The sequence below is a fragment of the Methylobacter psychrophilus genome (assembly GCF_025583945.1).
In the GTDB taxonomy this organism is placed as follows: Bacteria; Pseudomonadota; Gammaproteobacteria; order Methylococcales; family Methylomonadaceae; genus Methylobacter_C; species Methylobacter_C psychrophilus.
Window position 1 is genome coordinate 1 of record NZ_JAOEGU010000025.1, and the last position, 26,028, is coordinate 26,028.

Genomic DNA, 26,028 nt, shown 5'->3' on the forward strand with positions numbered 1-26,028 from the left:
CCGATGCAAAATCTTCAGAATTACCAAAGATGTTTATCGGGGTAAGCACAAGCATTACTCCCTGACATGGAATTTAGTGGCTGCTCTTGTTAACTTACGCTATGACTGTATTTAGGAAAGATGTCTAAAGTACAAACCATTCCACGCGAAAAAATAGGGAGCGTGCTTGGACGTCTAGCAGAAGAAGACATGTTGGCCGTTAATCGGGCATTAGCCGTGTTCCTGGGTGTTGTATAAAGATAACCATAGAAATTTTTCAATGCCAACAGATACGATTCCTTCAAGGGATGTTATCTGTTAGCCTATTTGAAAACCGGTGTGTGCCTGTGTGTGAGAAGTTTTAAAAGCGGCTTGACCAAAGCCGCAACAACCGGTGCAAAACAGCGTGAAAAACAGACCAGGAAAATGAAGCCTTGCTTGAAATACTAAAAAACTTGCCAAAAAATAAAATCAAAATACAAGAAACTGATAGCGATAACCGCTTGGACTTTGAACAGGAAATGGACTATACCCTGAAAAAAAACCAAGAACTTTATAAAAAAGTTTGTCATGATACGGCTGTTAACACTGGAGTAAACCCTGTTATTGCATAAATGAATCATTGAACAATCAAGTGGTTCAACAGGTATTCGTAATCAAGGTCTTTTAGAATCCGCAGAGGTTAAAACCATGTCTGCTTATCAATCTGCACAAAGCCCCCTTTCCTTCTCCCGTATCAAGTATTTTCTCATAGTGCTGCTATTGGCAATCACACTACCCGTTGTCGCAAATGAAGCGCCTGAGATAATGCTGGCCAACACTTATCGTCAAAATGAAGATGTTACGCAGTTTTGGGTAAGTGAAAAACTTGATGGAGTTCGAGCCAGATGGGATGGCAAACAACTGATCTCTCGTGGTGGCAGTATTTTTATGGTGCCTGCATGGTTTATACAAGGCTTTCCTGACCAGTTGTTGGATGGTGAATTATGGATGGGGCGGGGGCATTATCAAGACGTTGTTTCGGTAGTTCGAAAGCAAAGCCCCGATGATGGTTGGAAAGCGGTCAAGTTTATGGTGTTTGATTTGCCTGCTCATGGCGGTACTTTTACCGAGCGTGTTGAAGCCATGCGTCAACTGGCAACGACACCTCATCTGCAAATGATTGAGCAGTTTCGTGTAGCTTCCAATAAGGCCTTAATGGACAAGCTTGATACATTGGTCAAGCAAGGCGGAGAAGGTTTGGTGTTGCATCGCCAAAACGCGCTTTATCATAGCGGCAGAAGTGATGATTTGCTTAAATTAAAACCCTTTGAAGATGCAGAAGCCATTGTTATTGGCTATAAACCCGGTAAGGGGAAAAATACCGGCTTGATGGGCGCTATCAAAGTCCGCATAGATAACGGCAAGGAATTTTACATAGGCAGTGGTTTTACCCAGCAACAAAGAAAAAACCCGCCAGCGCTTGGAAGCTTGGTGACTTATCGATATCAGGGGTTTACTCGATCTGGAATACCTCGCTTTGCCGTGTTTATAAGGCAACGAAATGAATAATCGACATTAAAAACAGTCTGTTGTAATGTCATTAAGTTAAGCCGTTCGCTGAGCGGAGTCGAAGTGATTTTGCTCGCTTCGGCTCCGCTCAGCGAACGGTTTATCTTGCCATGAGACACTAAACTTAGGAATGCGCATTAAATAAAATCGCCAGCAAGACATTGCGAGCACCATGTAGGGGCGGATTTATCCGCCCCTACATGGTGCTCAAGTTATTTCGTGCCCGTTCCTTAACGGCATTGCCGTCTGTTGAATTTTTGCATCCCTGTCAGAATCACCAACCTTATCATCAGCTGAAACAAAATATCTATCCGAAAAGAGTATCACCACCAAGGAAACATAAAAGAAAACTTCGTGTCCTTCGTGCCTTTGTGGTGAATAAAAAACTATTAATTGCTTGCTTAACAGCATTTCGCGCTTAGCACATGACTAACTCTGTTATAATTTGCCACTTTATCAAGTACATAAAAATGCCTTGATGACATTCATTGCCGCAAGCGCTGAAGCAATATCGCCTTAACAACCTTAATAACCAGTTGAAACACAGTGGATTTAAAACATATCAGAAATTTCTCCATTATCGCGCATATTGATCATGGTAAATCAACACTCGCGGATCGTTTTATTCAAATCTGTGGGGGTTTAAGTGACAGGGAAATGTCAGCGCAAGTACTCGATACCATGGATATTGAAAAAGAGCGAGGCATCACGATTAAAGCCCAAAGTGTTACGCTGGACTTTAAGGCCAAAGATGGCGAAACCTATCAGCTTAATTTTATTGATACGCCCGGACATGTTGATTTCTCTTATGAAGTATCCAGATCATTAGCGGCTTGTGAAGGTGCGTTGCTGGTTGTTGATGCAGCGCAAGGCGTTGAGGCGCAAAGTGTGGCAAACTGCTATACGGCAATTGAACAGGGACTGGAAGTGGTTCCGGTACTCAATAAAGTTGATTTACCTTCTGCCGAACCGGAACGCGTACTGGCTGAAATTGAAGAAGTTATCGGTATTGCCGCAGATGAGGCATTAATGATTAGCGCCAAAACCGGTCTCAATGTTCTGGATGTTTTGGAACAACTGGTTATTAAAATACCGCCACCGGAAGGCAATATTGACGGCCCGTTACAAGCGTTAATTATTGATTCCTGGTTTGACAGTTATCTGGGCGTGGTATCTTTAGTTAGAATTATGCATGGCAGTATTCGCAAAAAGCAAAAAATTACCATCATGTCTACCGGCAAGTCGTTTATTGCCGATAAAGTCGGGGTTTTTACGCCCAAGCGTCTTGAAAAAGATATTTTAAATACCGGTGAAGTGGGTTATGTCGTTGCCGGTATTAAAGACATCTTTGGTGCTCCGGTTGGCGATACCATCACCTGGACAGATAATCCGGCTACCGAACAACTCACCGGTTTTCAACGGGTTCAGCCACGGGTATTTGCCGGCTTGTATCCGGTCAGTTCCGATGATTACGAAGATTTACGTGAAGCGCTTAACAAATTAAACCTTAATGACGCCGCTTTGCAATTTGAACCGGAAACCTCACAGGCTTTAGGTTTTGGTTTTCGCTGCGGTTTTTTAGGCATGTTGCATATGGAAATTGTGCAAGAACGTCTGGAAAGGGAATATGACGTTGATTTGATTACCACAGCACCGACTGTTATTTATGAAGTGATTACCCAGACTGACCAGATATTAATGGTCGACAATCCGGCTAAACTACCTGATGGCGGTACGGTCAAGGAAATCAGGGAACCTATTATTCGTGCCAATATTTTGGTACCGCAAGCCTATTTAGGCGGCGTTATTACGTTGTGTATTGAAAAACGTGGCGTACAAAAAGATATGCAGTACGTCGGCAGACAGGTTTCACTGCATTATGAGCTTCCGCTTAGTGAAGTGGTTTTGGATTTCTTTGATCGCTTAAAATCGGTGAGTCGCGGTTTTGCGTCATTTGATTATGAGTTTTTACGTTTTCAACCGGCCGATTTGGTTAAACTGGATGTGTTGATTAATACCGAAAAAGTGGATGCTTTATCAATCATTGTGCATCGTGATTTAAGCAATAATCGGGGCCGCGATTTGGTTGAAAAAATGAAGGACCTGATTCCTCGACAAATGTACGAAGTTGCCATACAAGCTGCGATAGGTTCTAAAGTTATTGCCAGATCGACGGTTAAAGCCCTGCGCAAGAATGTTATCGCCAAATGTTATGGCGGCGATATTAGTCGCAAGAAAAAATTGCTGGAAAAACAAAAAGCCGGTAAAAAACGTATGAAACAAGTCGGTAATATTGAAATCCCGCAAGAGGCATTTCTGGCTGTTTTGCAGTTAAATAAAGAATGATGAAGATCAGGTGAAAGGCGCAAGGCAAAAAACCAACCTTGAACCTTTCGCCTTAAACCCTTAACCTTTAACCTTTAACCTGAAATTAATATAACAATGGACTTTGACTTTTCTTTTTATCTTTTGCTGGCCACGGTAGTCACAGGTGTTATTTGGGGAAGTTATTTATTATTTCTCAAATCAAAAGGCCTCATTTTTAATGAAGAAGATGAGCCTGTACTTGTTGAGTATGCGCGTTCCTTTTTTCCGATTGTCTTGATTGTGTTATTGCTTCGCTCATTTATAGCCGAGCCTTTTCGCATTCCTTCAGGATCAATGATGCCGACTTTACTGGTCGGTGATTTTATCTTGGTAAACAAGTTTATTTACGGTATACGTCTGCCCGTTATCAACAAGAAAATCATTGAACTGAAAGAACCACAGCGTGGTGACATTGTCGTTTTTCGTTATCCTAAAGACCCTGCGGTCGATTATATAAAACGTATTATTGGCCTGCCTGGTGACAAACTTGTTTATAGCAATAAACAATTAACCATTAATGACGTTCCTGTTAAAGAAGTTTCATTGGGACGTTATCAAGGCTTGGGTCAGGGTGAAGACATGACCGGTGCTGAAGAATTATTGGAAAATTTGACCGGTGTTGAACACAGCATTCTGATTAGAAACGGCACACCGACGGTTGAATTTGTTTATGTCGTCCCGGAAGGCAATTATTTTGCCATGGGCGACAACCGTGACAACAGCAATGATAGTCGTTATTGGGGACCCGTTCCCGAAGCCAATCTGGTTGGTAAAGCTTTCTTTATCTGGATGAGTTGGGATTGGCAAGATAAAGGTGTCGGTTTTAGTCGTATTGGCACGGTATTAAAATAACATAACAGCCGTGGCAACAAACAAGGTTTATAGCTACTGAGATATGGTATCGTTACTGTTAATTTTATGTGCAGTTATGACTGACGGAGAAAATTGATGAACAGGTCACTTAAACATCAACAAGGTTTAACATTTATCTCGCTTGTTTTTATTCTGGGTCTCATCGCTTTTTTTGTTTTATTGGGCCTTAAAATAGGCCCGATTTATCTTAATCACAGCAAAGTAGTCAGTGCGCTAGCCGAAATTGAAAAAACCCCTGCTATTGAAGAACAAAGCGAAACTGAAATCAGAAACAGCCTGAGCAAGCGCTTTGATATTAATTATGTTGATGATGTTACTCAGGATGACATTACCATTACCCACTTGGGGAATTATTTAAAAGTGACTATTGAATACGAAGTTGTTAGAAAAATTGCCGGTAATCTTAGCGTTTTAGTAGAATTTAATGATGTTATTGAGGTCGGTAAGCAGTGATTAAAAAGCCCGAAGTTTTGTGTAGAAAGCTGGGATTAAAATTTAATAATCCACAATTTTTTACCATGGCTTTAACCCATCGTAGTGCAAGTTCCAATAATAACGAAAGACTGGAGTTCTTAGGTGATTCAATTTTGGGATTTGTTATCGCCCAAAAATTGTATGATATTTTCCCCGAAGCCAGTGAAGGTGTTCTAAGTCGACTAAGAGCCAGCTTGGTCAATCAAACATCATTAGCAGAATTAGCCAGGGAACATCATTTGGGCGACTATTTGTTGATGGGCTCAGGCGAGTTAAAAAGTGGTGGATTTCGCCGCGATTCAATTTTGTCGGACGCACTGGAAGCCATTATGGGTGCGTTATTTAAAGATCAGGGCATCGAATTTTGTCAACAATGGATCGAGCTGTTATTTGCAAAAAAACTAAGCCAATTGTCTTTGGATAACTGGCAAAAAGATCCAAAAACCCAGCTGCAAGAATTGATGCAGTCAAAGAAACTGGTCTTACCCGAATATACCCTAATAACCATGTCAGGACTTGCACACGAACAAATGTTTAAAGTTAAATGCACCATTCCGTTAATAAAAGACACTTGTATCGGTACAGGTATCTCCAGAAAAAGAGCCGAACAATCGGCAGCAGAACTTATGCTCGAATTATTAAAGAAGGATAGTCAATGAATTGCGGTTTCGTAGCGCTTATAGGGCGCCCCAATGTTGGTAAATCTACGCTGATGAATCATTTGCTGAAGCAGAAAATCAGCATTACCTCACGCAAACCACAAACTACCCGGCATCGAATTCTGGGTATCAATACCACTGAAGCAGGCCAAGCCATTTATATGGATACACCGGGCATGCACAACAATGAAAAAAGAGCCTTGAACCGGTATTTAAACCGGACAGCTGAAACAACATTGCTCGGCGTTGATGTGATTGTCTGGTTAATTGACGGCTTATCATGGCATGAATATGATGAAGTCATCTTTAAAAAGCTGGAACAAGCCGGATTACCCGTTATTCTGGCTGTCAATAAAGTCGATAAGGTAAAGGACAAGGATGCCATATTGGCTTTTTTTGCCGAAGCCCAACATCGCTTTCCCTTTGAGCATTTAGTACCTATTTCAGCTTTAAAAAGAACCAATCTTGATCAACTGGAAAATTTGATCATGAAGCTGTTACCGGAAAATGACTTAATTTATCCTGAAGATCAGATCACCGATCGGCCTGAGCGCTTTTTGGCTGCCGAAATTATCAGGGAAAAACTGACCCGGCGTCTGGGTGATGAATTGCCTTATGCGTTAACGGTTGAAATGGAGCGTTATGAAGAACTGCCGCACATCACTAAAATCTATGCCATTATTTGGGTAGAACGGTTGACGCAAAAAAATATTGTAATTGGCAAGGATGGCGAAATGCTCAAGAAAGTCGGCACGGATGCACGGTTTGATATAGAAAAATTGATCGGACAAAAAGTCTATTTACAACTTTGGGTTAAAGTTAAAAAGAACTGGTCAGATAATGAACGCGCCATGCAAAGCTTGGGGTTTAATGACTGATAGGGCGGTATATTTACAACCTGCCTTTATTCTGCAACAACGAAAATTTAGAGAAACAAGCCTTATTATTGATGTATTAACCCGGGATTTTGGCCGGGTTTCCTTACTGGCTAAAGGGGTAAGAAAAGCCAAATCCAAAACTGCGGGTCTATTGCAACCTTTTGTCCCTTTAACACTATCCTATTTTGGCAAGTCCGAGTTAAAAACACTGACTGATGTTGAAATAACACAACCATTCCCTCAGTTGCAGGGTCTCGCCGTTTATTGCGGCTTTTATGTGAATGAACTAATCGGTTTTTTTTTACATCAGTTCGATCCTCACCCGGAAGTATTTGCCTGTTATGAAAAATGTCTATCCGGGCTTTCTGATAGTTCAACAATAGAGGCGGCACTGCGTATTTTTGAGCTGGATTTACTGGATGCCGTGGGCTACGGACTACAACTGAACCATGATTTCCCTGATGGCAGAGCCATACAGCCATTAACCCACTATCACTTTAATGCAGAACAAGGGCCGATTGAAGCGACTGATGGCTCTTTCTCGGGCAAGACCTTACAAGCCTTACAGCTAAGACAACTCACCGACCCACAAGTACTGGCCGAAGCAAAAACACTGATGAGAAAAGTCATCGCCGTTTATTTAAACGGTAAGCCACTAAAAAGCCGGGGCGTCATTAACCAAATTATCCAACATCTATAAAAATGGACAAAACACATATCTTATTGGGCGTGAATATTGATCATGTAGCCACTCTCAGGCAAGCCAGAGGCATGCTTTATCCTGAACCGGTTCAGGCGGCATTAATTGCAGAACAAGCCGGAGCTGACGGCATTACGGCGCATCTACGGGAAGACCGCAGGCATATTCAGGACAGGGATATTTATCTGTTAAAAGAGATGCTCCATACCCGCTTAAATATGGAAATGGCAGTAACCGATGAAATGATTAATCTCGCGGTTAAAATACAACCTTACGCCTGCTGTCTGGTGCCTGAGAAACGTGAAGAATTAACCACTGAAGGCGGACTGGATGTCTTGGGAAGCTTGGAGCGACTGCAATCGGCGTGTGATAAATTAAGAGCGGCAAGCATTGAAGTCTCTCTTTTTATTGACCCCGATGAAGCGCAGATTGATGCCGCGGTAAAAGTCGGAGCACCGGTTGTTGAATTACATACAGGTTGTTATGCGCTGGCTAAAACCCCGGAGCAACAAGCCAAAGAACTGCTGCGCATCAGGCAGGCGGCACACTATGCGCATAGTGCAGGATTACAAGTCAACGCCGGTCATGGTTTGCATTTTTATAATGTCGAAGCTATTTGCGCAATACCGGAAATAGTCGAACTTAATATTGGCCATGCCATTATCGCTCAAGCTTTATTTTCAGGCTTGGCTCAATCGGTTAAAGACTTAAAGCACCTAATGAGACAAGCCCGCTTATCTATTGATTGATCAATCAATAGATAGAGCCGCTTAATTTAAGGTAAAGCCGTGTTTTTGCATACGATAAAGCAAGGTATCTCTGGAAAGTCCTAATAGCCTTGCTGATTTGCTGCGATTGCCTTTTGTGCGACCAAGTGCCTGATAAATCAAGTCGGCTTCTAAAGAGTCAAGCTGTATGCCACTTTCAGGCAGGGTAAAAGCGGGAGCTTTTGGAGTATTGCTGCTGTGGGTCATAAATTCGCGTGGGAGGTTTTCCGGCTCAATGATTCGACCAGACAATAAAATGCTAAGCCTTTCACACAGATTACGTAATTCACGAATATTACCAGGCCAGGCATAATCCTTTAAAACCTTCAAGGCTTGTTTACTAAATGTAGGCGCATCGATTAAATAAGTTGCTGCCATCATAGCCATAAAATGCTTGATAAGATGTTCTATGTCTTCAGTACGCTGTGCCAATGGTGGCAACTCTAAAGGTACCACGTCAAGCCGGTAATACAAATCCCGTCTAAACTCGCCCGTTTCAACCTGTTTATTTAAATCCGAGTTGGTTGCAGCGATAATGCGAACATCGACGTTATAGGGCTTGATGTCACCCACAGCAAGACATTCGCCAGATTCAAGAAAGCGTAATAATTTTGCCTGAATTGATACGGGCAGTGAATTTATTTCATCAAGAAATAAAGTACCACCATCAGCCGCTTGAAAAAGCCCCTGGGTATTTGCCGTTGCCCCCGTAAAAGAGCCTTTTTTATGGCCAAACAATTCAGATTCAATCAGGCTTTCAGGTAAGGCAGCGCAATTAAGGGTAATAAAAACTTTATCAGCACGCCGACTTTCTTTTTGAATGGCATTAGCGAAGACTTCTTTGCCCGTCCCGGTTTCACCCTTAAGCAAAACAGTTACATCAGTAGCGGCAACCATTCTGGCATTACGAATTAAAGAGTCCAATGCGGGAGATTGACCAATGATAGATTTAAAATGTCCCATAATAGTCTCTGTTAATGTAGTGCCGTGTGTGTGATTGAAAACGCCAATGGATTAAGCCATGGCAAAGCAGATAACAGCGCCAAAATTATCATAAACAGACCAATAGCCTGCTTAAAACGCTGCATTCTGGATAGCCGGGTCAAAACGCTGGTCATTATACCAACTCCCATGACTGCAGGCAAAGTTCCTAATCCAAAAGCCAACATGGTTAGTGCGCTCTTGCTGACATCACCGGCTGTTATAGCCAATGTTAAAGCCGCATAAACCAGTCCACAAGGCAACCAGCCCCAGATCATGCCAAAAAGATAGGCATGGCTAAGGCTTTTTACCGGGATCAGTTTACGTCCATAGGGTTCTATTTTTTTCCAAATATGCACCCCGGCTTTTTCAATATAAGCAAAACGGGGAAACCAACCCGCTATATATAGCCCGGCACTGGCCATAATAGTGGCTGAAAGCAATTGCAGCATCCTGTGCCCATGCGCTTCACCCAACTGCATGGACAATAAAACCTCAATAAAACCCGCCAGTGCACCCGCTATAGTGTAGCTGGTAATTCGGCCAATGTTATAATTAAACACAAACGGTAATAATCGTTTTTTGCTCTGGCGTATTTGGGGGCTCAAACTTAATGTTAATGTGCCAATAATCGAGCCACACATGCCGATACAATGCATACTACTAAACAAGCCCATTATAAAAGCGACCAGATAAGACGACGTAAAAGCGGGATCAAATGCCATGAGGTTCAAGGTTCAAGGTTCAAGGTTCAAGGTTCAAGGTTCAAGGTTAATAAATCCTGAACCTCATGCTTTAATTGTTTGAAAATTGGGCAAGAATCTGTGCCTGAATTTTTTCAGCCATGGCTTTACGATTTTCAGCATCACGAATAGGACGACCGACAACAATATAATCAGCACCATTCTGGAAAGCCATTTCGACACTAACCACGCGTTTTTGATCATCGTCTTCGCGATTATCAACCGGCCTGATACCCGGAGTAATAACCAATAACTTATTATCAAGTTGCTCCCTGAGCATGGATACTTCAAGTCCTGATGAGACAATACCGTCACAGCCGATTTGTAAGGCTCGTTTTGCGCGGGACAACACCAACTCGCGCACATCGCACTTAAAGCCCAAATCATCAAGATCGCCACGATCCAAACTGGTTAAAGCGGTAACTGCCAGCACCTTAAGATCACCCTTTTCTTTGGCTGCGGCTTCCATAATCGCATCATTACCATGAATGGTCGCAAGATCAACACCTTTACTGCTTAACGCCTTGATAGCCCGTCCAACGGTAGCCGGAACATCAAAAAACTTCAAATCAACAAACACTTTTTTATTCTGCTGCTTTAGCCATTCAATAAAACCAAAGTAATCACCCGACATAAACAGTTCCATGCCGACTTTATAAAAAATCACTGAATCGCCGAGCTCTTCTACCAAAGCTTGGGCTTCGGGAATACTGGAAACGTCCAGCGCCATAATCAGGCGCTCACGAACAGGAATAGGTTTGGTTGATATAAATGTCATAGGTTCAAATTTCAAAGTTCAAGGTTTAAAGTAAAGTTGGCACATCAATGCCGGTCGGGGTTTGCAACTCCGACTGAAGCGTTTAAAGGCTTCAATAGCTTTTAAAAGTAAGTAACGGGATTGCAAACTCCATCCCGCCTCAGTATTAATAATCCGGGTGAGCTATTGCGTTTTTAATCCTGCTTTATCCCAGGCCATTATGCCACCTTCCATGTTATAAACATTGGAAAAGCCGGCTGACGTTAATACATCAACAGCTTGTAGAGAACGCCCACCGCTTCGGCATTGTGTGATAACCGGACTGTCCTTATATTGTTTAAGCTCTGCCAAGCGTTCATTTAACTGCCCCAAAGGAATATGAATTGCCCCTGGAATATGCTGCTCGTTCCATTCACTGTCTTCACGAACATCGACAATAACCGCTTTTTGCGCTGCGGACATTGAAGAGGCTTCCTTAGGAGAAAGTGATTCGTTTGAACCGGCTTCTGCCCGCTCAACAGCACAAGCTATTAATAAAATGATAAAAGCTGACTGGAAAAACCTTAACAATAAACGCATATATTGGCTCCTGAATTATGGACCGGGCACGTATGCAGTAATGATATGATGAGTAACCCTGACAATTAAGATTAACTGACATAGATGCATACACCGGCTTGTTACAAGTATATTTTACCGGAAGTTTTTTAACAGTGGACGTTAATTTTAGTATATCAACACCACGCCTTCGCTTATGAACTCAACATTGATTCAAATGACCTTGTTAATGGCTTGCGGTGTAGGCTGGAGAATTCTTAAGCCTGCCGGACTGACAGCAGAACATGTGCGCCATGTATTAACTACTTTTGTCTATTATTTGCTGTTACCCGCCATGGTATTGGACGTATTATGGACAGCCGATATCGGCTTACAGTCCTTTCACTATACGATACTGGGTGTCAGTTGTATTTTCTTTGCGATGCTGTGCAGCTGGATAATCGGTACGCTTTTTAAATTTGAACATAAACGTCTGGGTGCCATGCTGCTGGCGGCGGCCTTCCCTAATGTCACTTATCTGGGCTTACCTGTTTTAGAACAAATTTTTGGTAGCTGGTCACGGTCGGTCGTTATACAAATGGATTTGTTTGCAACAGCGCCCATCCTGTTTACTATCGGCATTATCGTCGTCAGGCATTACGGTGAAGATCCGTCAGAAAAGCCGCAATCAACACTCTCATTTCTTAATGCTCCGCCTTTTTGGGCGGCGGCTGTTGCTGTTATTTTAAACCTTAATGAAATTGTCGCTCCGGTATGGTTTACCGGCGTTTTACAAAAACTATCGGCAGCGGTAGTGCCGTTAATGCTGTTTTCCTTAGGATTGGCATTAAACTGGAGATCGGTCACCGTCCGAAATGGTCCTTATGTCATGCCCGTTATCTTGATAAAGCTGCTGTTAATGCCGGTATTTGCAATCGCTCTGGCGGGTTATTTGCCACTGGAAGGTAAATATAAAGCCGCAGCCGTGTTGGATATGGCAATGCCAAGCATGGTTCTGGGGGTTGTTTTTTGTGATCGCTATAAACTGGATAGCGCTTTTTATGCCATGGCCGTTACTGTAACTACAGCGCTGAGTTTAATCACCTTGCCATTTTGGCATAACGTACTAATTAATGAGTTTATAAAATGAAGCCAACCCTGGAAATATTCTCTCAAGGCGAAGAAATTGTCACCGGACAAACCGTAGATACCAATGCTGCCTGGTTATCACAACAAGCGGTTGATTGCGGCTTTACCGTAACCCGACATACCGCTGTAGGCGACAAACTGGATGACCTGATTATGTTGCTACAGGATATAGCTCAACGAGCCGATTGCTGTATTTGCACAGGTGGCTTGGGGCCTACCAGCGATGACTTAACGGCTGAAGCCGTCGCTACGGCTTTTAATCTGCCGCTGGAATTTGACGAGGTTGCCTTTACCCAAATCAGTCGTTTTTTTACGCACAGAAACAGAACAATGCCTGAATCAAACCGAAAGCAGGCAATGCTTCCACAGGGTGCCAAGCGCATCGATAATGAATGGGGAACTGCACCGGGCTTTTCTCTGCAATACGGCCGTTGCTGGTTCGCTTTTATACCCGGCGTACCGATGGAAATGCAGCATTTATTTCTCGAAGGCATACTGCCGACGTTATCAACGCGTTTTTTATTACAACCGGGGCAATTAGTCTCTATCAAAACGGTGGGATTGGGAGAGTCTGTCATTCAAGAACGCATAAACGCTATCGAAATACCAGCAGAGGTAGAGTTAGGTTTTCGTGCCGGACCCGACGAAGTGCAAACCAAGTTATTATTTCCGTTTAATTATCCAAAAACGGCAATGGCTGCTTTAGTAAACCGGTTTGCAGAGAAAATGGGCGACTATGTATTTGCTATTGATGGCTTGGGTGAAATAACCGGTGATCTGGCTTTTGAAGTCAACAAGTTAATGAGCAATAAAAAACTGACTTTAGCGGTCGTAGAAACCGCCAGCCAAGGCTTGTTGGCAGCTAAATGCATGGGTTCAGAATGGTTGCTAAGCGCAAGTTATGAACAATCCACCGCCAAACTGGGACTTATAGAAACCAATGCAGAAAACTTGATAACAACAGCTAAAAAATTTGCCGTGGATCTGCAAAAATCCAGCGCAGCAGATTACGTTCTGGTTCAGCTTTATGCAGGAGATAATAATGCCCTGCATAACAAAGACAAGGCCATTATTGTGCATAATATTTTACTGACTGGAGACTGCTTTTATCAGACTACCCAGCCAATAAACGGTGCCATCAAACGCAAACAAAATCAGGCAGCATTACTGACGCTGGATTTACTGAGACGTCATTTACAACATAAAACCATTAACCAATGATTGCTTGTAACGATAGCTTTTCGGATAAATAATTTTAAGGTAGCTACATGATGTTATGCGCATACCACGTAGAGATACGTGCGTACCGCGTGAAGAAACTCGCGTATCACGTGAAGATACGCACGTACCACGTAAAGATACGCACGTACCACGTGACGGTATCGGCGTACCACGTGATGGTATCGGCGTACCACGTGACGGTATCAGCGTACCACGTGACGGTATCAGCGTACCACGTGACGGTATCATCGTACCACGTGATGGTATGCACATACCACGTGACGATTGTTAGGGTGGACAACGTTTTTTGCCCACCAAAACAACCAAAAGGCAGTAAATAATCGCGATGTATGGAATCAGGGAATAGAATTATCGTTGCCTGATGACACTACTCCCAATTAACGATGTTAAAATTTAATCCCTACAAATATGGGCTGCATGGAAGTCGATATGATCCTTAATGAAACTGGCGATGAAAAAATAACTGTGATCATAGCCTTCCTGCATGCGGATAGTGCAACTGTCGTTAAAGCCCTTGTCTATGATTTTTTTGGTAAAAACTTCGGTTTTTAACTGTTCAGCCAGAAAATCATCAGCCAAACCCTGATCAATCAACATCGGTGGAATTGACGTGGACTTTTCAACCAGCATAAGACTATCGTATTGTTCCCAATCGGCCTTGTTATCGCCCAAATAAAGAGAAAAGGCTTTTTGTCCCCAAGGGCAGTTCATCGGATTGATAATAGGCGAAAAGGCCGAAACTGACTTGAACTTGTCCTTGTTTTTCAACGCCATGATTAAGGCACCATGCCCACCCATTGAGTGGCCGGAAATAGCCAGATTATCTTTCGATATTGAAAAATTTGTATACAGAATTTCGGTGACTTCATTGACCACATAATCATACATGCGGTAATTTTCTGACCAAGGACTTTCTGTGGCATTTAGATAAAAGCCGGCACCGGAACCAAAATCGTAACTCTCATGCTCTCCCGGAAGATCAGTTCCCCGTGGCGAGGTATCGGGGCATATTACCGTAATACCATGCGCACTAGCCCAAGGAAACACTCCCGCTTTAGTCATGAAGTTTTCTTCGGTGCAGGTCAAGCCTGAAAGCCAGATCATGGCTGGTTTATGCGCTTTTGATGCGGCACTTTCAGGGATAAATACTGAAAAGGTCATTGGCGTTTTGGTCGATACTGAAGAGTGAGTATAGTACTCGACACTTCCGCCAAAACACTTTGCTTTTTTTATTAATTCAATAGTAGCCATTATGTATATATCCTAAAATATGACGACAGATCGTATGCTTTTACCATCATGCATATAATCAAATGCGGTGTTTATTTCTTCCAGTGGCATCGTGAAAGTAATCATTTCATCAATTTTTATTTCCCCCGCCATATATCTTTCAACATAACCCGGCAATTCTGTTCTGCCTTTTACGCCACCAAAAGCCGAGCCTCTCCAAACACGTCCTGTCACCAATTGAAAAGGCCGGGTTGAAATTTCTTGACCGGCTCCCGCCACTCCAATAATCACTGATTCGCCCCAGCCTTTATGGCAACATTCCAAGGCTTGCCGCATTAAGTTGACATTACCAATACATTCAAAGGAATAATCAACACCGCCATCGGTTAGCTCAACAATGACATCCTGAATGGGCGCGTCATATTTCTTGGGATTAATAAAATCAGTGGCCCCCAGCATTTTGGCCATTTCAAACTTGTCTTCATTAATATCAACAACAATGATACGTCCGGCTTTTGCCATAACCGCTCCTTGAACACAAGACAGGCCGATGCCGCCAAGGCCGAATATGGCAACAGTTGAACCAGGCTCCACTTTGGCGGTATTTAACACAGCACCAATTCCGGTAGTAATGCCACAGCCTAAAAGACAAACTTTCTCTAATGGTGCAGCTTTGTTGATCTTGGCCAAGGCAATTTCAGGAACTACGGTATATTCGGAGAAGGTGGAGGTACCCATGTAATGAAAAATGGGGGTGCCATTTTTAGAGAAACGGGTGGTTCCATCAGGCATAAGACCTTTGCCTTGAGTGGCTCGAATCGCCTGACATAAATTGGTTTTTCCGGAAAGACAGAATTTACAGACGCCACACTCCGGTGTGTAAAGTGGGATAACATGGTCGCCAACTTGTAAAGTAGTAACGCCTGCCCCCACTTCTTCAACGATACCGCCACCTTCATGGCCAAGAATAGTTGGAAAAATACCTTCAGGGTCATCACCGGAAAGCGTGAACAGATCAGTATGGCAGACACCGGTAGCAACCATCCTGACCAAGACTTCACCATGTTGGGGCCCTTGTAGATCAATTTCTTCTATAACCAGAGGCGAGTTTGCTTTCCATGCCACTGCGGCGCGAGTTTTCATAAATTATCCTGTTAATAAGTTTTTGTGAATAAGGCTGGATACAAAAAATTCTTTATAACCGGCAGCTTAATGTTTTGAGGGATTGTTTTGTCGAGAATATTACTCAAGAAAGTCATATCTGTTAAGGCTTTATTCAATCAGAGCAAAGACGATAAGCTATAAACAGCCGAATTGGGAACAAAGATACCAGATTTAGATAGTAAACGCGATGCTCAACGTTAAGCGAGGGCTAATTCTTTGAAATGAAAAAGGACATTAATCAAAATGTTATTGGAGCCTATAAGCAATACTACTACCGTAGAAATAAAACGGATAAATCAGAGCACTAAGCGTACTTGATTATTAAAACCCTTAACCACCGAGAGGTAACACCAATCCATTTTTAACTCGGCTTTGGCATCCCTGTTCTCGGCAAACTGCTTAAATTTGGTCGTAGAAAACCGTTTCAACAGTACTGGCAACGGTCTGTTGCTGATTAAAACCCAGTCACACGACTCCAAAAACCGGGATAAATAACACTCACTCGTCTATCATCCACAAACTTACAGCTTGGCCAGTACAGCCGCTATAGTCTCGCCCATTGCCGCAGGTGTTGGGCAAATAACAACGCCCAACTCTTTTAGTACGGCTATTTTTTCTGCTGCGCCTTCACCTGCCGAGGAAATAATCGCACCGGCATGACCCATGCGGCGACCTTCGGGTGCTGTTAATCCGGCGATATAAGCAACTACCGGCTTGCTCATGTGTTCTCTGGCAAAAAATCCCGCTTCAATTTCTTGCGGTCCACCGATTTCACCAATCATGAGGATAACCTTGGTTTCGTCATCCTGTTCAAATTTTTCCAGAATATCACGGTGCGAACTGCCATTGATAGGATCGCCACCAATACCCACTGACGTAGAAATACCAATACCTAAGCGTTTCATTTGATCGGCAGCTTCATAGCCTAACGTACCTGAACGACCAACGATACCGACATTACCATGCATGTAAATATGCCCTGGCATGATACCCAACATCGCACGCCCCGGACTGATAGTGCCGGCACAATTAGGTCCGGTCAGTATCATGCGTTGGTCTTTTGGGAAACGACGCAGAAAATTCTTCACGGTCATCATGTCCTGGGTAGGAATACCATCGGTAATTGCCACACAATATTTGATGCCGGCATCAGCCGCTTCCATAATGGAGTCAGCGGCAAAAGCCGGTGGAACAAAGATAATGCTGGCTTCAGCGCCTACTTGTTGCACGGCTTCTTTAACAGTATTAAAAACCGGCAAGCCAAGATGCGTTTGCCCGCCTTTACCGGGAGTAATGCCGCCTACGACTAGTGAGCCATAATTAAGCATATCTTGCGCATGAAAAGTACCGATTTTTCCGGTAAAGCCTTGAACAATAATGCGCGTTGTTTCGTCAATAAAAATAGCCATTTAAATCTCCTGAGCTGCTGCTTCTTTTGCAACCACTTCATTGCGTGCTTGCACCGCTTTTTCAGCGGCTTCGGCTAACGTTTCTGCGATAATAATAGGCAATCCGCTTTCTGCGATAATACGCCGCCCTTCTTCTACGTTTGTACCTGACAAGCGCACAATTAACGGCACTTTTAAGTCGATTTTTTTAACGGCTTGTACCACGCCTTCAGCAATCCAGTCACAACGATTAATACCGGCAAAAATATTAACCAACATCGCTTTCACACCTTTGTCGGCCAACACCAACCGGAAAGCTTTTTCAGTACGTTCAGCCGAGGCACCACCACCGACATCCAGGAAATTGGCAGGTTCACCGCCAACCAGTTTAATCATATCCATCGTGGCCATAGCCAAACCTGCGCCATTAATCATGCAGCCAATATCGCCATCCAAACCAATGTAGCTCAAGCCACGATCAGCAGCAGCCATTTCGCGCGGGTCTTCCTGCGTTTTATCGCGTAATTCAGAAATTTTTAGTTGTCGGAACAAGGCGTTGTCATCAAAGCCCATTTTTGCATCCAGCGCAACCAGTTCACCACTACGGGTAACCACTAACGGATTGATTTCCAACATACTGACATCAAGAGCACGCAATGCAAGGTAACAGCCCTTGATGGTTTTAACGGCATGACTTAATATTTCCGCATCCAAACCCAAGGCAAAGGCCATTTCACGAGCTTGATAGTCTTGCAAACCAACAGCAGGTTCAATATAAATTTTGGTAATGGCATCCGGATTATTGATTGCCAGATCTTCGATATCCATACCGCCTTGTGCAGAACCAATCATTACAATCCGTTCTTCACTGCGATCAACCAAAAAGCAAAAATACAACTCCTTGACAATATCCGTACCGGCTTCGATATATAACCGTGAACAGACCTTACCTGCAGGGCCGGTTTGATGAGTTACCAGTCTTTTACCCAATAAGGAACCAGCCGCTGCTTCAACTTCATCATGAGTTTTACAGATTTTAATACCACCTGCTTTACCACGGGCTCCGGAATGAATCTGTGCTTTTACTGCCCATACATGACCACCAATTTCTCTGGCACGTTGTACGGCATCTTCCGGACTATACGCCAAGCCGCCTTCAGCAATTTTAATTCCGTAACCGCTTAAAATGTCTTTTGCTTGATACTCATGAATATCCACAGCATCTCCCTTGTTGATTTTTTATTGGGGTGAAAAGTACCAAGGTGATTTCCTGCAAAGAATAGTCCCACATACAGATCTTTTTATTCGTTTACTATGATTGTAAAAATGAACAAAAATCCTGCTTAATTTAGAACTATTTATGTCTGGATATCACCCAAGACTAAAAACGCTATTTTTCGCTTTTAGTCTTGCCTTCCTATTGAGTTTTTGCAGCAATCGCCTCAGCTGCCCGTACCACATTACTGGCCATTTTTTCTGACGCCGCATCGATTAACCGACCGTCTAAAGCTGCAGCGCCTTTGCCTTGTGCAGCCGCTTCTTGCAAAGCCACTAAAATACGTTTGGCTTTTTCAACTTCAGCCGCAGGCGGAGTAAAAATTTCATTGGCTAATTCAACTTGTGACGGATGAATAGCCCATTTACCTTCGCAACCTAACGCCGCAGCACGTCTTGCGGCAAGCTTGAAACCGTCAGGATCTTTAAAGTCACCAAACGGACCATCAATAGGTCGTAAGCCATAAGCGCGGCAGGCAACTGTCATGCGACTAATGGCGAAATGCCATTGATCACCCGGATAATCAGGATTTAAACCGCCGATGTTAGTAGTTCTTGCACGATTACTTGCGGCATAGTCAGCCACGCCAAAATGTAACGCTTCAAGACGACCTGACGCACCATTGCGGGCAATGTCTTCTACATTAGCCATGCCCAGTGCGGTTTCAATCAGGGCTTCAATACCTATTTTATTTTTTAATCCCTGTTGCATTTCCAATTGGTTAAGCATGGCTTCAACCATATATACATCGGCATAAACACCGACTTTAGGAATCAAAATAGTATCCAGTTTTGCACCGCACTGCTCAACCAGATCGACAACGTCACGAACCATATATTGGGTATCAAGACCATTAATACGCACAGAAATGGTCACGCCATGACCTTTCCAATCCATGTCGTTTATGGCTTCAATGATATTTTTTCTGGCACGTAATTTATCATCGGGAGCTACCGCATCTTCAAGATCCAGGAAAATGAAATCTGCCCCACTTTTCATCGCCTTTTCGAACATTTCAGGGTTTGAGCCCGGAACCGCTAACTCACAACGTTGAACACGTTGTACTGACGCTGCATATAAAGTGTGGCTCATTTGTACATCCCTAATGTCATTAGTATAAAAAATTTATGCTTGTTTCTTAACGGTAGTATGACCTAAACCGGAAACAAATAAATCGCCCATTCTACTTTCAGTGCAACCAAAGTCAATTTTTATAGCGCACTATCGATGTAAACTCGCAATCAAATCTTGCTGATTGTTAGTGCCTATGTCATTATTATTGGTTTTTTGGGTATTTATTTTCAATCCCCAAGTCCTGATTTAATCAATCATTCACCTACCTACAAAAGAGGCAAAACCATGGCTGGTCGTAACCACCTATATATTCCAGGTCCAACTAACGTACCTAATGAAATCTTAAGTGCGATGCACATCCCTATGGAAGATCATCGCTCCCCGGTTTTCCCCAAGTTACTGACGCCTCTGTTACAAGACTTGAAGAAAATTTTCAAAACAGAAACAGGACAAGCTTTTGTTTTCCCTGCAACCGGCACTGCCGGCTGGGAAGTTGCCTTTACAAACATATTAAATCCGGGCGATAAAGTATTGATCTACCGTTTTGGTCAATTTAGCCATTTATGGGCTGAAATGGGTAAACGCCTGGGTTTTGATGTTGAAATTCATGAAGAATCCTGGGGTAAAGGCATTCCGCTAGACAAGCTGGAAGCGCGCTTAAAAGAAGATACCCAACACCAGATCAAGGCAGTTTTAGCTACGCATAACGAAACAGCTACCGGAGTTACCAGTGATATTGGCGGCGTTCGTAAAGCCATGAATGCAGCAAGTCATCCTGCCATGTTATTTGTTGACGGCGTCAGTTCGATTGCCAGCATTGATTTCCGCATGGACGAATGGGGCGTTGATGGCGCCATCAGCGGTTCTCAAAAAGGCTTTATGATGCCGGCCGGCGGCGCTTTTCTGGCCTTTAGCCAAAAAGCGTTAAAAGCCACTGAAACATCAACTTACCCACGTTGCTTTCTGGACTTAAGAGACCAGATGAACGCCAACAAAGACGGCTATACACCCTACACACCCTCTTTGCCTATCTTGTACGGTTTACGTAAAGCACTGGATATGTTGCTTGAAGAAGGTCTGGAAAATGTCTATGCACGTCACTTCCGTCTGGCGGAAGGTACACGTAAAGCCGTTGCCGCCTGGGGTTTAAAAATATGCTCTGAAGCCGGCTTTGAATCTGATACAGTGACGGCAATTATGGTCCCTGAAGACAAAGATGCCCGCACAGTCATCAGCACTGCCTTTAGCAAATACAATATTTCTTTAGGTGCAGGTCTTTCTGTCTTGGCTGGAAAAGCTTTCCGTATCGGTCACGTTGGCGATATGAATGACGTGTCCATGCTGGGCGCTATCGCCGGTGTTGAAATGGCATTATTGGACTGCGGTTTTGATATAAAACCAGGTAGCGGCGTTGCAGCGGCTATCGAATATTATCGTTCAACAGCAAAATAAACTGCCTTAACCAGCGTAATCAGGCAATAGCTACTGTTGTCGGATTACGCGACTTCTACAAATATCTTCTGCTTCAATCCATAACCCTACTCTGTGGAGAATATTCAATGAGCAAACCTAAAGTCATCGTCACGCGTAAATGGCCTGCCGAAGTCGAAGCACAGTTAACAGCACTTTACGACGTACAGCTGAACGAAAACGACATCCCCATGACGGCAGACGAGCTTAAGCAAGCATTGCAATCGGCAGATGCCGTACTGCCCACTGTTACGGATGCAATGACTGCCGACATACTGAATGTTGAAGGCAAACGCGCTAAAATTATAGGCAATTTTGGTGTCGGTTATAACAATATCGACATCTCTGCTGCCAAAGAACAAGGACTGGTGGTTACCAACACGCCACATGTTTTAACCGACTGTACCGCTGATATTGCCATTTTATTACTGTTAATGTCGGCACGACGCGCCTCTGAAGGTGAGCGCTTGATACGCAACCAACAATGGACAGGCTGGAAGCCAACACAGTTACTCGGACAAAAAGTAACCGGTAAAACCTTGGGGCTTATTGGTTTTGGTCGCATAGCACAAGCAATGGCTAAAAAAGCGCATCATGGTTTCGGCATGAAAATCCTGTTTTACGCGCCGTCACAACCAGCTCAACCTGTTATTGATGATTTACAGGCAGTCCGTTGCGACACAGTTGAAGAATTATTATCGGCAGCCAATTTTGTCTCATTACACTGCCCCGGCGGCGAGGCAACAAGGCATTTAATTAACGAACAACGCCTACAATTAATGCAGCCATCTGCCCATTTGATTAATACTGCGCGTGGTGATGTTGTTGACAGCAAGGCCCTGGTTAAAGCCTTAACAGAAGGCTGGATTGCCGGTGCAGGCTTGGATGTGTTTGAAGGCGAACCGAATATTGATCCCGGTCTTTTGGCTCTAAATAACGTGGCCCTGTTACCGCATTTAGGTAGTGCAACAGAAGAAACACGCACTGCAATGGGGAATCGGGTATTGGCAAATATCGCCGCTTTTTTTGCCGGTGAAGAACCAGCCGATCGGGTTGTTTGAAATCCAAAGAATAACGAAACATCCCGTTGGAATGAAGCCAAAGATTGGGAAGATTTATACACCTTCTCCCCAATCCGTGCCCAATAAAGCAACTTCGTTTATTGCAAGTCGTTCCATTCGGCCTAAAGGCCGATGTTTAAACCAACAAAGAAGATTGCTTAAAACAAATGCTTAACAGCATCCCTTTCCTCTTTTAACTCGGTTTCTGTCAGCTTTAGCCTTTGCTTGCTAAATTCATTAATCACGAGATCCTTTACGATACTGACCTTACCTTCAACCACGGTTACCGGAAATGAATAAACCAAGCCTTTAGCGATACCATAACTACCGTCCGAAAGCACGCCCATGCTGACCCAATCACCTTCCTTGGTACCCTTTATCCAATCTCTCATTTGATCAATAGCGGCATTAGCGGCAGATGCAGCACTCGATTGACCTCGTGCGGTAATAACGGCTGTACCCCGTTGCTGAACGGTAGGAATAAATTCGTTAACAAACCAGTTTTTATCAACCAATGACAAAGCATCCTGCCCCTTTACCTTGGCATAATGTAAATCAGGATATTGCGTGGTTGAATGATTACCCCAGATAGTCATATTTTTTATATCGGTAGTCAAAACGCCGCATTTTTCAGCCAACTGACTTATCCCTCTATTATGATCCAGCCGACTCATTGCAGAAAAATTTTCCGGACTTAAATCCGGCGCGTTTTTCAAAGCAATCAAGGCATTGGTATTGGCCGGATTGCCGGTTACCAATACTTTTACCTCTCTGCTGGCAACGGCATTTAAGGCCTTGCCTTGTGCCGCAAAAATTGCTGCATTAGCCTCCAGCAAATCTTTACGCTCCATCCCTGCACTTCTTGGACGAGCACCTACCAGAAAAGCGTAATCAACATTCCTGAATGCCACCAGTGGATCATCGGTTATTTCAATCCTGTGCAGCAAAGGGTTGGCGCAGTCATTTAACTCCATAACCACACCCGCCAAAGCATTCATTGCCGGCGTAATTTCCAGTAAATGCAAAACTATAGGCTGATTAGGCCCCAGCAATGAACCCGCTGCCAAACGAAAAAGCAAAGAATAACTAATCTGCCCTGCCGCACCGGTAACCGCTATATGAACGGGTGTTTTCATTTAATTTCCTTTATTTTTATTTTTAGCATGTATAAAGATTATTTTAATAAAGCCTCACTCAATAATAAGGCCATCAATATTTCCAACAACAAGTCTAGCAATCGAACAACAGCTGTCTTTTGCCCATTTACTTTTACCAATGAACAAATGGCTGACATCTGGCGTAATCGTATCACTCCTGTCTCAGTAAAAACACCCATTAATCGCGGCGCTTAATCACGGCACACTTTTTTTTATCGGGTATAATACGTCACAAAATCATCACATTAACCATACACACGGATAAGTTAATGAAAAAACTGCTATTCCAGTTCGATACAGACACTCACCCATCGGTTTTTGATACCGTAGTCGGCTATGATGGTGGCGCAGATCATGTTATCGGCCATGGCGGTTTGATGCCGGAAAATGTCACGGCACTGGTAGAAGGTGCCATGTTTACACGTTCTCCTAAAGATAAAAAAAATACCGCTATTTTTGTTGGCGGCAGCAATATGATTGCCGGCCAGAAATTATTTACTGCCGTACAAAACTGCTTTTTTCCCGGCTTTCAAGTTTCTGTCATGTTGGATAGTAACGGCAGTAATACGACCGCTGCAGCAGCTGTTGCCAAACTGGCATCAAGCGGCATACTCGCAGGCAAAAACGCCGTGGTATTGGCAGGAACCGGCCCGGTAGGCCAGCGTGCAGCAGCGATGCTGGCTCAAGAAGGTGCCAACGTCTCATTGACTGCCCGTAAAATGAGCCGTGCCGTAGAAGCATGCAATAATATGAGGCTACGTTTTGGCGTTGACATTACCCCTGTTGAAGCATTTGATAATGATGCCAGAGCCAGGGCAATCGAAAATGCCACAATTATTTTGGCTACCGGAGCGGCAGGTGTTGAGTTACTCACGGCTGACCAATGGCAATATAACAGCAATATTGAAATGATAGCTGATGCCAATGCTACGCCACCGCTGGGTATTGGCGGCACCGATATGATGGATAAAGGCAACCTGCGCCATGGCAAGATAATCTGGGGCGCAATTGGCTTTGGCGCACTAAAGCTGGCTTTGCACCGTGCCTGTATTGCCAAATTATTTGTAGACAACAAGCAGATTCTTGATGCCGAAAACATCTTTGCTTTAGCCAAAGAAATGGCTTAATTGAAACCTTTATCAATAAACCATTCGGCAAGCTCGACAAACTTGTCCTCAAGAAAAGATGCAGTCAGTATTTTTAAGGCAGGCATCGCTGCGGCTGACCCCTATCAAGCCGTTAAAAACTGTTTGTTTGCTAACGATGCACAGTTGGAAATCCTGCTGGACTTGAATGATCCTACCCAAAAGCGTATCGGTAACTGGTCAAAAGTCCATCTTATCGCCTTTGGCAAAGCCGCCTGCGCGATGGCAAAAGCGGCTCAAGAAATTATCCCTGCTCATTTACTGGCCGGTACTGGCATTGCCGTTACCAATTATGAAAACGTCACCTTAATTGATGCTATTGAAGTAATCGGCGCTGCACATCCACTACCTGATGAAGCCGGCCTTATCGCTGCAAAAAAATGTGCAGAACAAATAAGCCACGCACAAATAAACGAACTGGTTTTGGTTTTGGTGAGTGGCGGCGGCTCAGCGTTAATTCCCTGCCCTGTCAACACAATCTCGCTGGCAGAAAAGATTGCTACCACCGATTTGCTACTCGCCAGTGGCGCGACCATTAACGAAATTAATTGTGTACGCAAACACTTATCACAATTAAAAGGTGGTGGACTGGCCAAACTGGCTGTACCTGCCGACTTACATGCGTTTATTTTATCGGATGTCTTGGGCGATGACTTAAGCGCCATTGCCAGCGGGCCAACGGTTCCCGACCCCAGCACTTTTAGCGATGCCATTGCCGTTTTTATAAATAAAGGTATTTGGGACAAAGTTCCTGTTCGCGTTCAACAGTATTTGGAACAAGGCAATCAGGGTAAAGCGCTGGAAACACCAAAACCTGGCGATAACATTTTTAAAAATACCAGCTATACCTTGGTTGGTAGTAATTCTATCAGCCTCAAAGCAACGCTCAAAACTGCGCAAGAGTTAGGTTACGAAACCCGGCTATATGATGCGCATCTTTGTGGCGAAGCAAGACAATCGGCTGAAAAATGGGTACGTTACGCAAAAAATTTAATCGACAACGGCATTGATAAACCGCTGGCCTTGTTGGCAGGTGGCGAAACTACTGTTACATTAAAAGGCACTGGATGCGGTGGCCGTAATCAGGAAATGGTCCTGGCTTTTGCACTTGCGGCAGAGCAACACGACTTAACAGGTAACTGGACATTTCTTAGCGGCGGCACCGATGGTCGTGATGGCCCAACAGATGCAGCTGGCGGCATCGCTGACCAAAACTCCATAAAACGCATGCGCTACGCAGGCATAAATCCACTTGCCATGCTGGACAATAATGATTCATATACTGCATTAAAAAGCTCACAGGATTTATTGAATACCGGCGCAACCGGAACTAACGTAGCTGACTTGCAAGTATTACTTATTCACCCTAATTCTTATACAAACACCCACGCTTAATCAGGAGCTAC

At 43.7% G+C, this 26,028-nt stretch carries 27 protein-coding genes; 17 read left to right on the plus strand and 10 right to left on the minus strand.

Annotation, left to right across the window (positions count from 1 at the left end; all coding sequences use genetic code 11):
- Positions 1 to 120: 120 nt before the first annotated feature.
- From N7974_RS12375 to pdxJ, 10 genes are all read left to right on the plus strand, one after another.
- Positions 121 to 237 (plus strand): type II toxin-antitoxin system PemK/MazF family toxin, encoded by a 117-nt coding sequence (locus N7974_RS12375; RefSeq protein WP_262965917.1) that lies wholly within the window; start codon positions 121 to 123, stop codon positions 235 to 237.
- Positions 238 to 413: 176 nt separating this feature from the next.
- The gene (locus N7974_RS12380; RefSeq protein WP_262965918.1) at positions 414 to 593 is read left to right on the plus strand and encodes a hypothetical protein; all 180 of its coding nucleotides are present in this window, start codon (positions 414 to 416) and stop codon (positions 591 to 593) included.
- 76 nt (positions 594 to 669) lie between these two features.
- Positions 670 to 1,530, plus strand: a complete 861-nt coding sequence (locus tag N7974_RS12385) for a DNA ligase (RefSeq protein ID WP_262965919.1) — start codon at positions 670 to 672, stop codon at positions 1,528 to 1,530.
- A 546-nt stretch (positions 1,531 to 2,076) separates the two neighbouring features.
- Entirely contained in the window at positions 2,077 to 3,876 is a 1,800-nt protein-coding gene (gene lepA, locus N7974_RS12390) for a translation elongation factor 4 (protein WP_262965920.1), read from the plus strand.
- A gap of 96 nt (positions 3,877 to 3,972) precedes the next feature.
- Positions 3,973 to 4,749, plus strand: coding sequence for a signal peptidase I (gene lepB / locus N7974_RS12395; RefSeq protein ID WP_262965921.1), 777 nt, complete (start codon positions 3,973 to 3,975; stop codon positions 4,747 to 4,749).
- A gap of 96 nt (positions 4,750 to 4,845) precedes the next feature.
- A complete protein-coding gene (locus N7974_RS12400) occupies positions 4,846 to 5,223 on the plus strand; it encodes a DUF4845 domain-containing protein (protein ID WP_262965922.1) in 378 nt (125 codons plus the stop codon).
- Positions 5,220 to 5,903 (plus strand): ribonuclease III, encoded by a 684-nt coding sequence (gene rnc, locus N7974_RS12405; protein ID WP_262965923.1) that lies wholly within the window; start codon positions 5,220 to 5,222, stop codon positions 5,901 to 5,903. The genes N7974_RS12400 and rnc overlap by 4 nt, the downstream gene beginning before the upstream one ends.
- Positions 5,900 to 6,781 (plus strand): GTPase Era, encoded by an 882-nt coding sequence (gene era, locus N7974_RS12410; protein ID WP_262965924.1) that lies wholly within the window; start codon positions 5,900 to 5,902, stop codon positions 6,779 to 6,781. Before rnc ends, era begins: the two co-directional genes overlap by 4 nt.
- Positions 6,744 to 7,481 carry a DNA repair protein RecO gene (recO, locus tag N7974_RS12415; protein ID WP_262965925.1) on the plus strand — a complete coding sequence of 246 codons (738 nt, stop codon included), beginning with the start codon at positions 6,744 to 6,746 and terminating at the stop codon, positions 7,479 to 7,481. The genes era and recO overlap by 38 nt, the downstream gene beginning before the upstream one ends.
- A gap of 2 nt (positions 7,482 to 7,483) precedes the next feature.
- On the plus strand, positions 7,484 to 8,230 hold the full coding sequence (gene pdxJ / locus N7974_RS12420) for a pyridoxine 5'-phosphate synthase (RefSeq protein WP_262965926.1): 747 nt from the start codon (positions 7,484 to 7,486) through the stop codon (positions 8,228 to 8,230).
- Between the two features lie 21 nt (positions 8,231 to 8,251).
- On the opposite strand, the gene N7974_RS12425 is transcribed toward pdxJ, so the two are convergent.
- The 4 genes from N7974_RS12425 to N7974_RS12440 form a co-directional block, all read right to left on the minus strand.
- Entirely contained in the window at positions 8,252 to 9,211 is a 960-nt protein-coding gene (locus tag N7974_RS12425; protein WP_262965927.1) for a sigma-54 interaction domain-containing protein, read from the minus strand.
- Between the two features lie 11 nt (positions 9,212 to 9,222).
- Entirely contained in the window at positions 9,223 to 9,954 is a 732-nt protein-coding gene (locus tag N7974_RS12430) for a sulfite exporter TauE/SafE family protein (protein ID WP_262965928.1), read from the minus strand.
- Positions 9,955 to 10,024: 70 nt separating this feature from the next.
- Entirely contained in the window at positions 10,025 to 10,750 is a 726-nt protein-coding gene (gene pyrF / locus N7974_RS12435) for an orotidine-5'-phosphate decarboxylase (protein ID WP_243219077.1), read from the minus strand.
- Between the two features lie 162 nt (positions 10,751 to 10,912).
- Entirely contained in the window at positions 10,913 to 11,308 is a 396-nt protein-coding gene (locus N7974_RS12440) for a rhodanese-like domain-containing protein (protein ID WP_262965929.1), read from the minus strand.
- Positions 11,309 to 11,483: 175 nt separating this feature from the next.
- On the opposite strand from N7974_RS12440, the gene N7974_RS12445 reads away from it, so the two are divergent.
- From N7974_RS12445 to N7974_RS12455, 3 genes are read left to right on the plus strand one after another with little or no spacing between them, the layout of a single operon-like run.
- Positions 11,484 to 12,416, plus strand: coding sequence for an AEC family transporter (locus N7974_RS12445; protein ID WP_262965930.1), 933 nt, complete (start codon positions 11,484 to 11,486; stop codon positions 12,414 to 12,416).
- Positions 12,413 to 13,636 carry a competence/damage-inducible protein A gene (locus N7974_RS12450; protein ID WP_262965931.1) on the plus strand — a complete coding sequence of 408 codons (1,224 nt, stop codon included), beginning with the start codon at positions 12,413 to 12,415 and terminating at the stop codon, positions 13,634 to 13,636. Before N7974_RS12445 ends, N7974_RS12450 begins: the two co-directional genes overlap by 4 nt.
- Positions 13,637 to 13,691: 55 nt before the next feature.
- Positions 13,692 to 13,928: a hypothetical protein gene (locus N7974_RS12455; protein WP_262965932.1), complete on the plus strand. Its 237-nt coding sequence runs from the start codon at positions 13,692 to 13,694 to the stop codon at positions 13,926 to 13,928.
- Between the two features lie 122 nt (positions 13,929 to 14,050).
- Here N7974_RS12455 and fghA read toward each other — a convergent pair whose 3' ends face one another.
- The 5 genes from fghA to N7974_RS12480 form a co-directional block, all read right to left on the minus strand.
- On the minus strand, positions 14,051 to 14,908 hold the full coding sequence (gene fghA / locus N7974_RS12460; protein ID WP_262965933.1) for an S-formylglutathione hydrolase: 858 nt from the start codon (positions 14,906 to 14,908) through the stop codon (positions 14,051 to 14,053).
- 12 nt (positions 14,909 to 14,920) lie between these two features.
- The gene (locus N7974_RS12465; RefSeq protein WP_243219093.1) at positions 14,921 to 16,030 is read right to left on the minus strand and encodes an S-(hydroxymethyl)glutathione dehydrogenase/class III alcohol dehydrogenase; all 1,110 of its coding nucleotides are present in this window, start codon (positions 16,028 to 16,030) and stop codon (positions 14,921 to 14,923) included.
- A 542-nt stretch (positions 16,031 to 16,572) separates the two neighbouring features.
- Positions 16,573 to 17,460 carry a succinate--CoA ligase subunit alpha gene (sucD, locus tag N7974_RS12470; protein ID WP_262965934.1) on the minus strand — a complete coding sequence of 296 codons (888 nt, stop codon included), beginning with the start codon at positions 17,458 to 17,460 and terminating at the stop codon, positions 16,573 to 16,575.
- Entirely contained in the window at positions 17,461 to 18,657 is a 1,197-nt protein-coding gene (locus N7974_RS12475; RefSeq protein WP_262965935.1) for a malate--CoA ligase subunit beta, read from the minus strand. It lies immediately after the preceding gene.
- 199 nt (positions 18,658 to 18,856) lie between these two features.
- Positions 18,857 to 19,807 carry an HpcH/HpaI aldolase/citrate lyase family protein gene (locus N7974_RS12480; protein WP_243219097.1) on the minus strand — a complete coding sequence of 317 codons (951 nt, stop codon included), beginning with the start codon at positions 19,805 to 19,807 and terminating at the stop codon, positions 18,857 to 18,859.
- A 267-nt stretch (positions 19,808 to 20,074) separates the two neighbouring features.
- Here N7974_RS12480 and N7974_RS12485 point away from each other — a divergent pair, with 267 nt between their 5' ends.
- Both N7974_RS12485 and N7974_RS12490 read left to right on the plus strand, forming a co-directional pair.
- Positions 20,075 to 21,241: an aminotransferase class V-fold PLP-dependent enzyme gene (locus N7974_RS12485; protein WP_262965968.1), complete on the plus strand. Its 1,167-nt coding sequence runs from the start codon at positions 20,075 to 20,077 to the stop codon at positions 21,239 to 21,241.
- A gap of 107 nt (positions 21,242 to 21,348) precedes the next feature.
- Positions 21,349 to 22,320, plus strand: a complete 972-nt coding sequence (locus N7974_RS12490; RefSeq protein ID WP_262965936.1) for a 2-hydroxyacid dehydrogenase — start codon at positions 21,349 to 21,351, stop codon at positions 22,318 to 22,320.
- Between the two features lie 158 nt (positions 22,321 to 22,478).
- Here the strand turns inward: N7974_RS12490 and N7974_RS12495 are convergent, their stop codons facing one another.
- Positions 22,479 to 23,456, minus strand: a complete 978-nt coding sequence (locus tag N7974_RS12495) for a malate dehydrogenase (RefSeq protein WP_262965937.1) — start codon at positions 23,454 to 23,456, stop codon at positions 22,479 to 22,481.
- 290 nt (positions 23,457 to 23,746) lie between these two features.
- On the opposite strand from N7974_RS12495, the gene N7974_RS12500 reads away from it, so the two are divergent.
- Together N7974_RS12500 and N7974_RS12505 are read left to right on the plus strand one after the other, a co-directional pair.
- Positions 23,747 to 24,604, plus strand: coding sequence for an NADP-dependent methylenetetrahydromethanopterin/methylenetetrahydrofolate dehydrogenase (locus N7974_RS12500; RefSeq protein ID WP_262965938.1), 858 nt, complete (start codon positions 23,747 to 23,749; stop codon positions 24,602 to 24,604).
- 42 nt (positions 24,605 to 24,646) lie between these two features.
- Complete coding sequence (locus tag N7974_RS12505) at positions 24,647 to 26,017, plus strand: glycerate kinase type-2 family protein (protein WP_262965939.1); 1,371 nt, start codon at positions 24,647 to 24,649, stop codon at positions 26,015 to 26,017.
- Positions 26,018 to 26,028 lie beyond the last annotated feature (11 nt).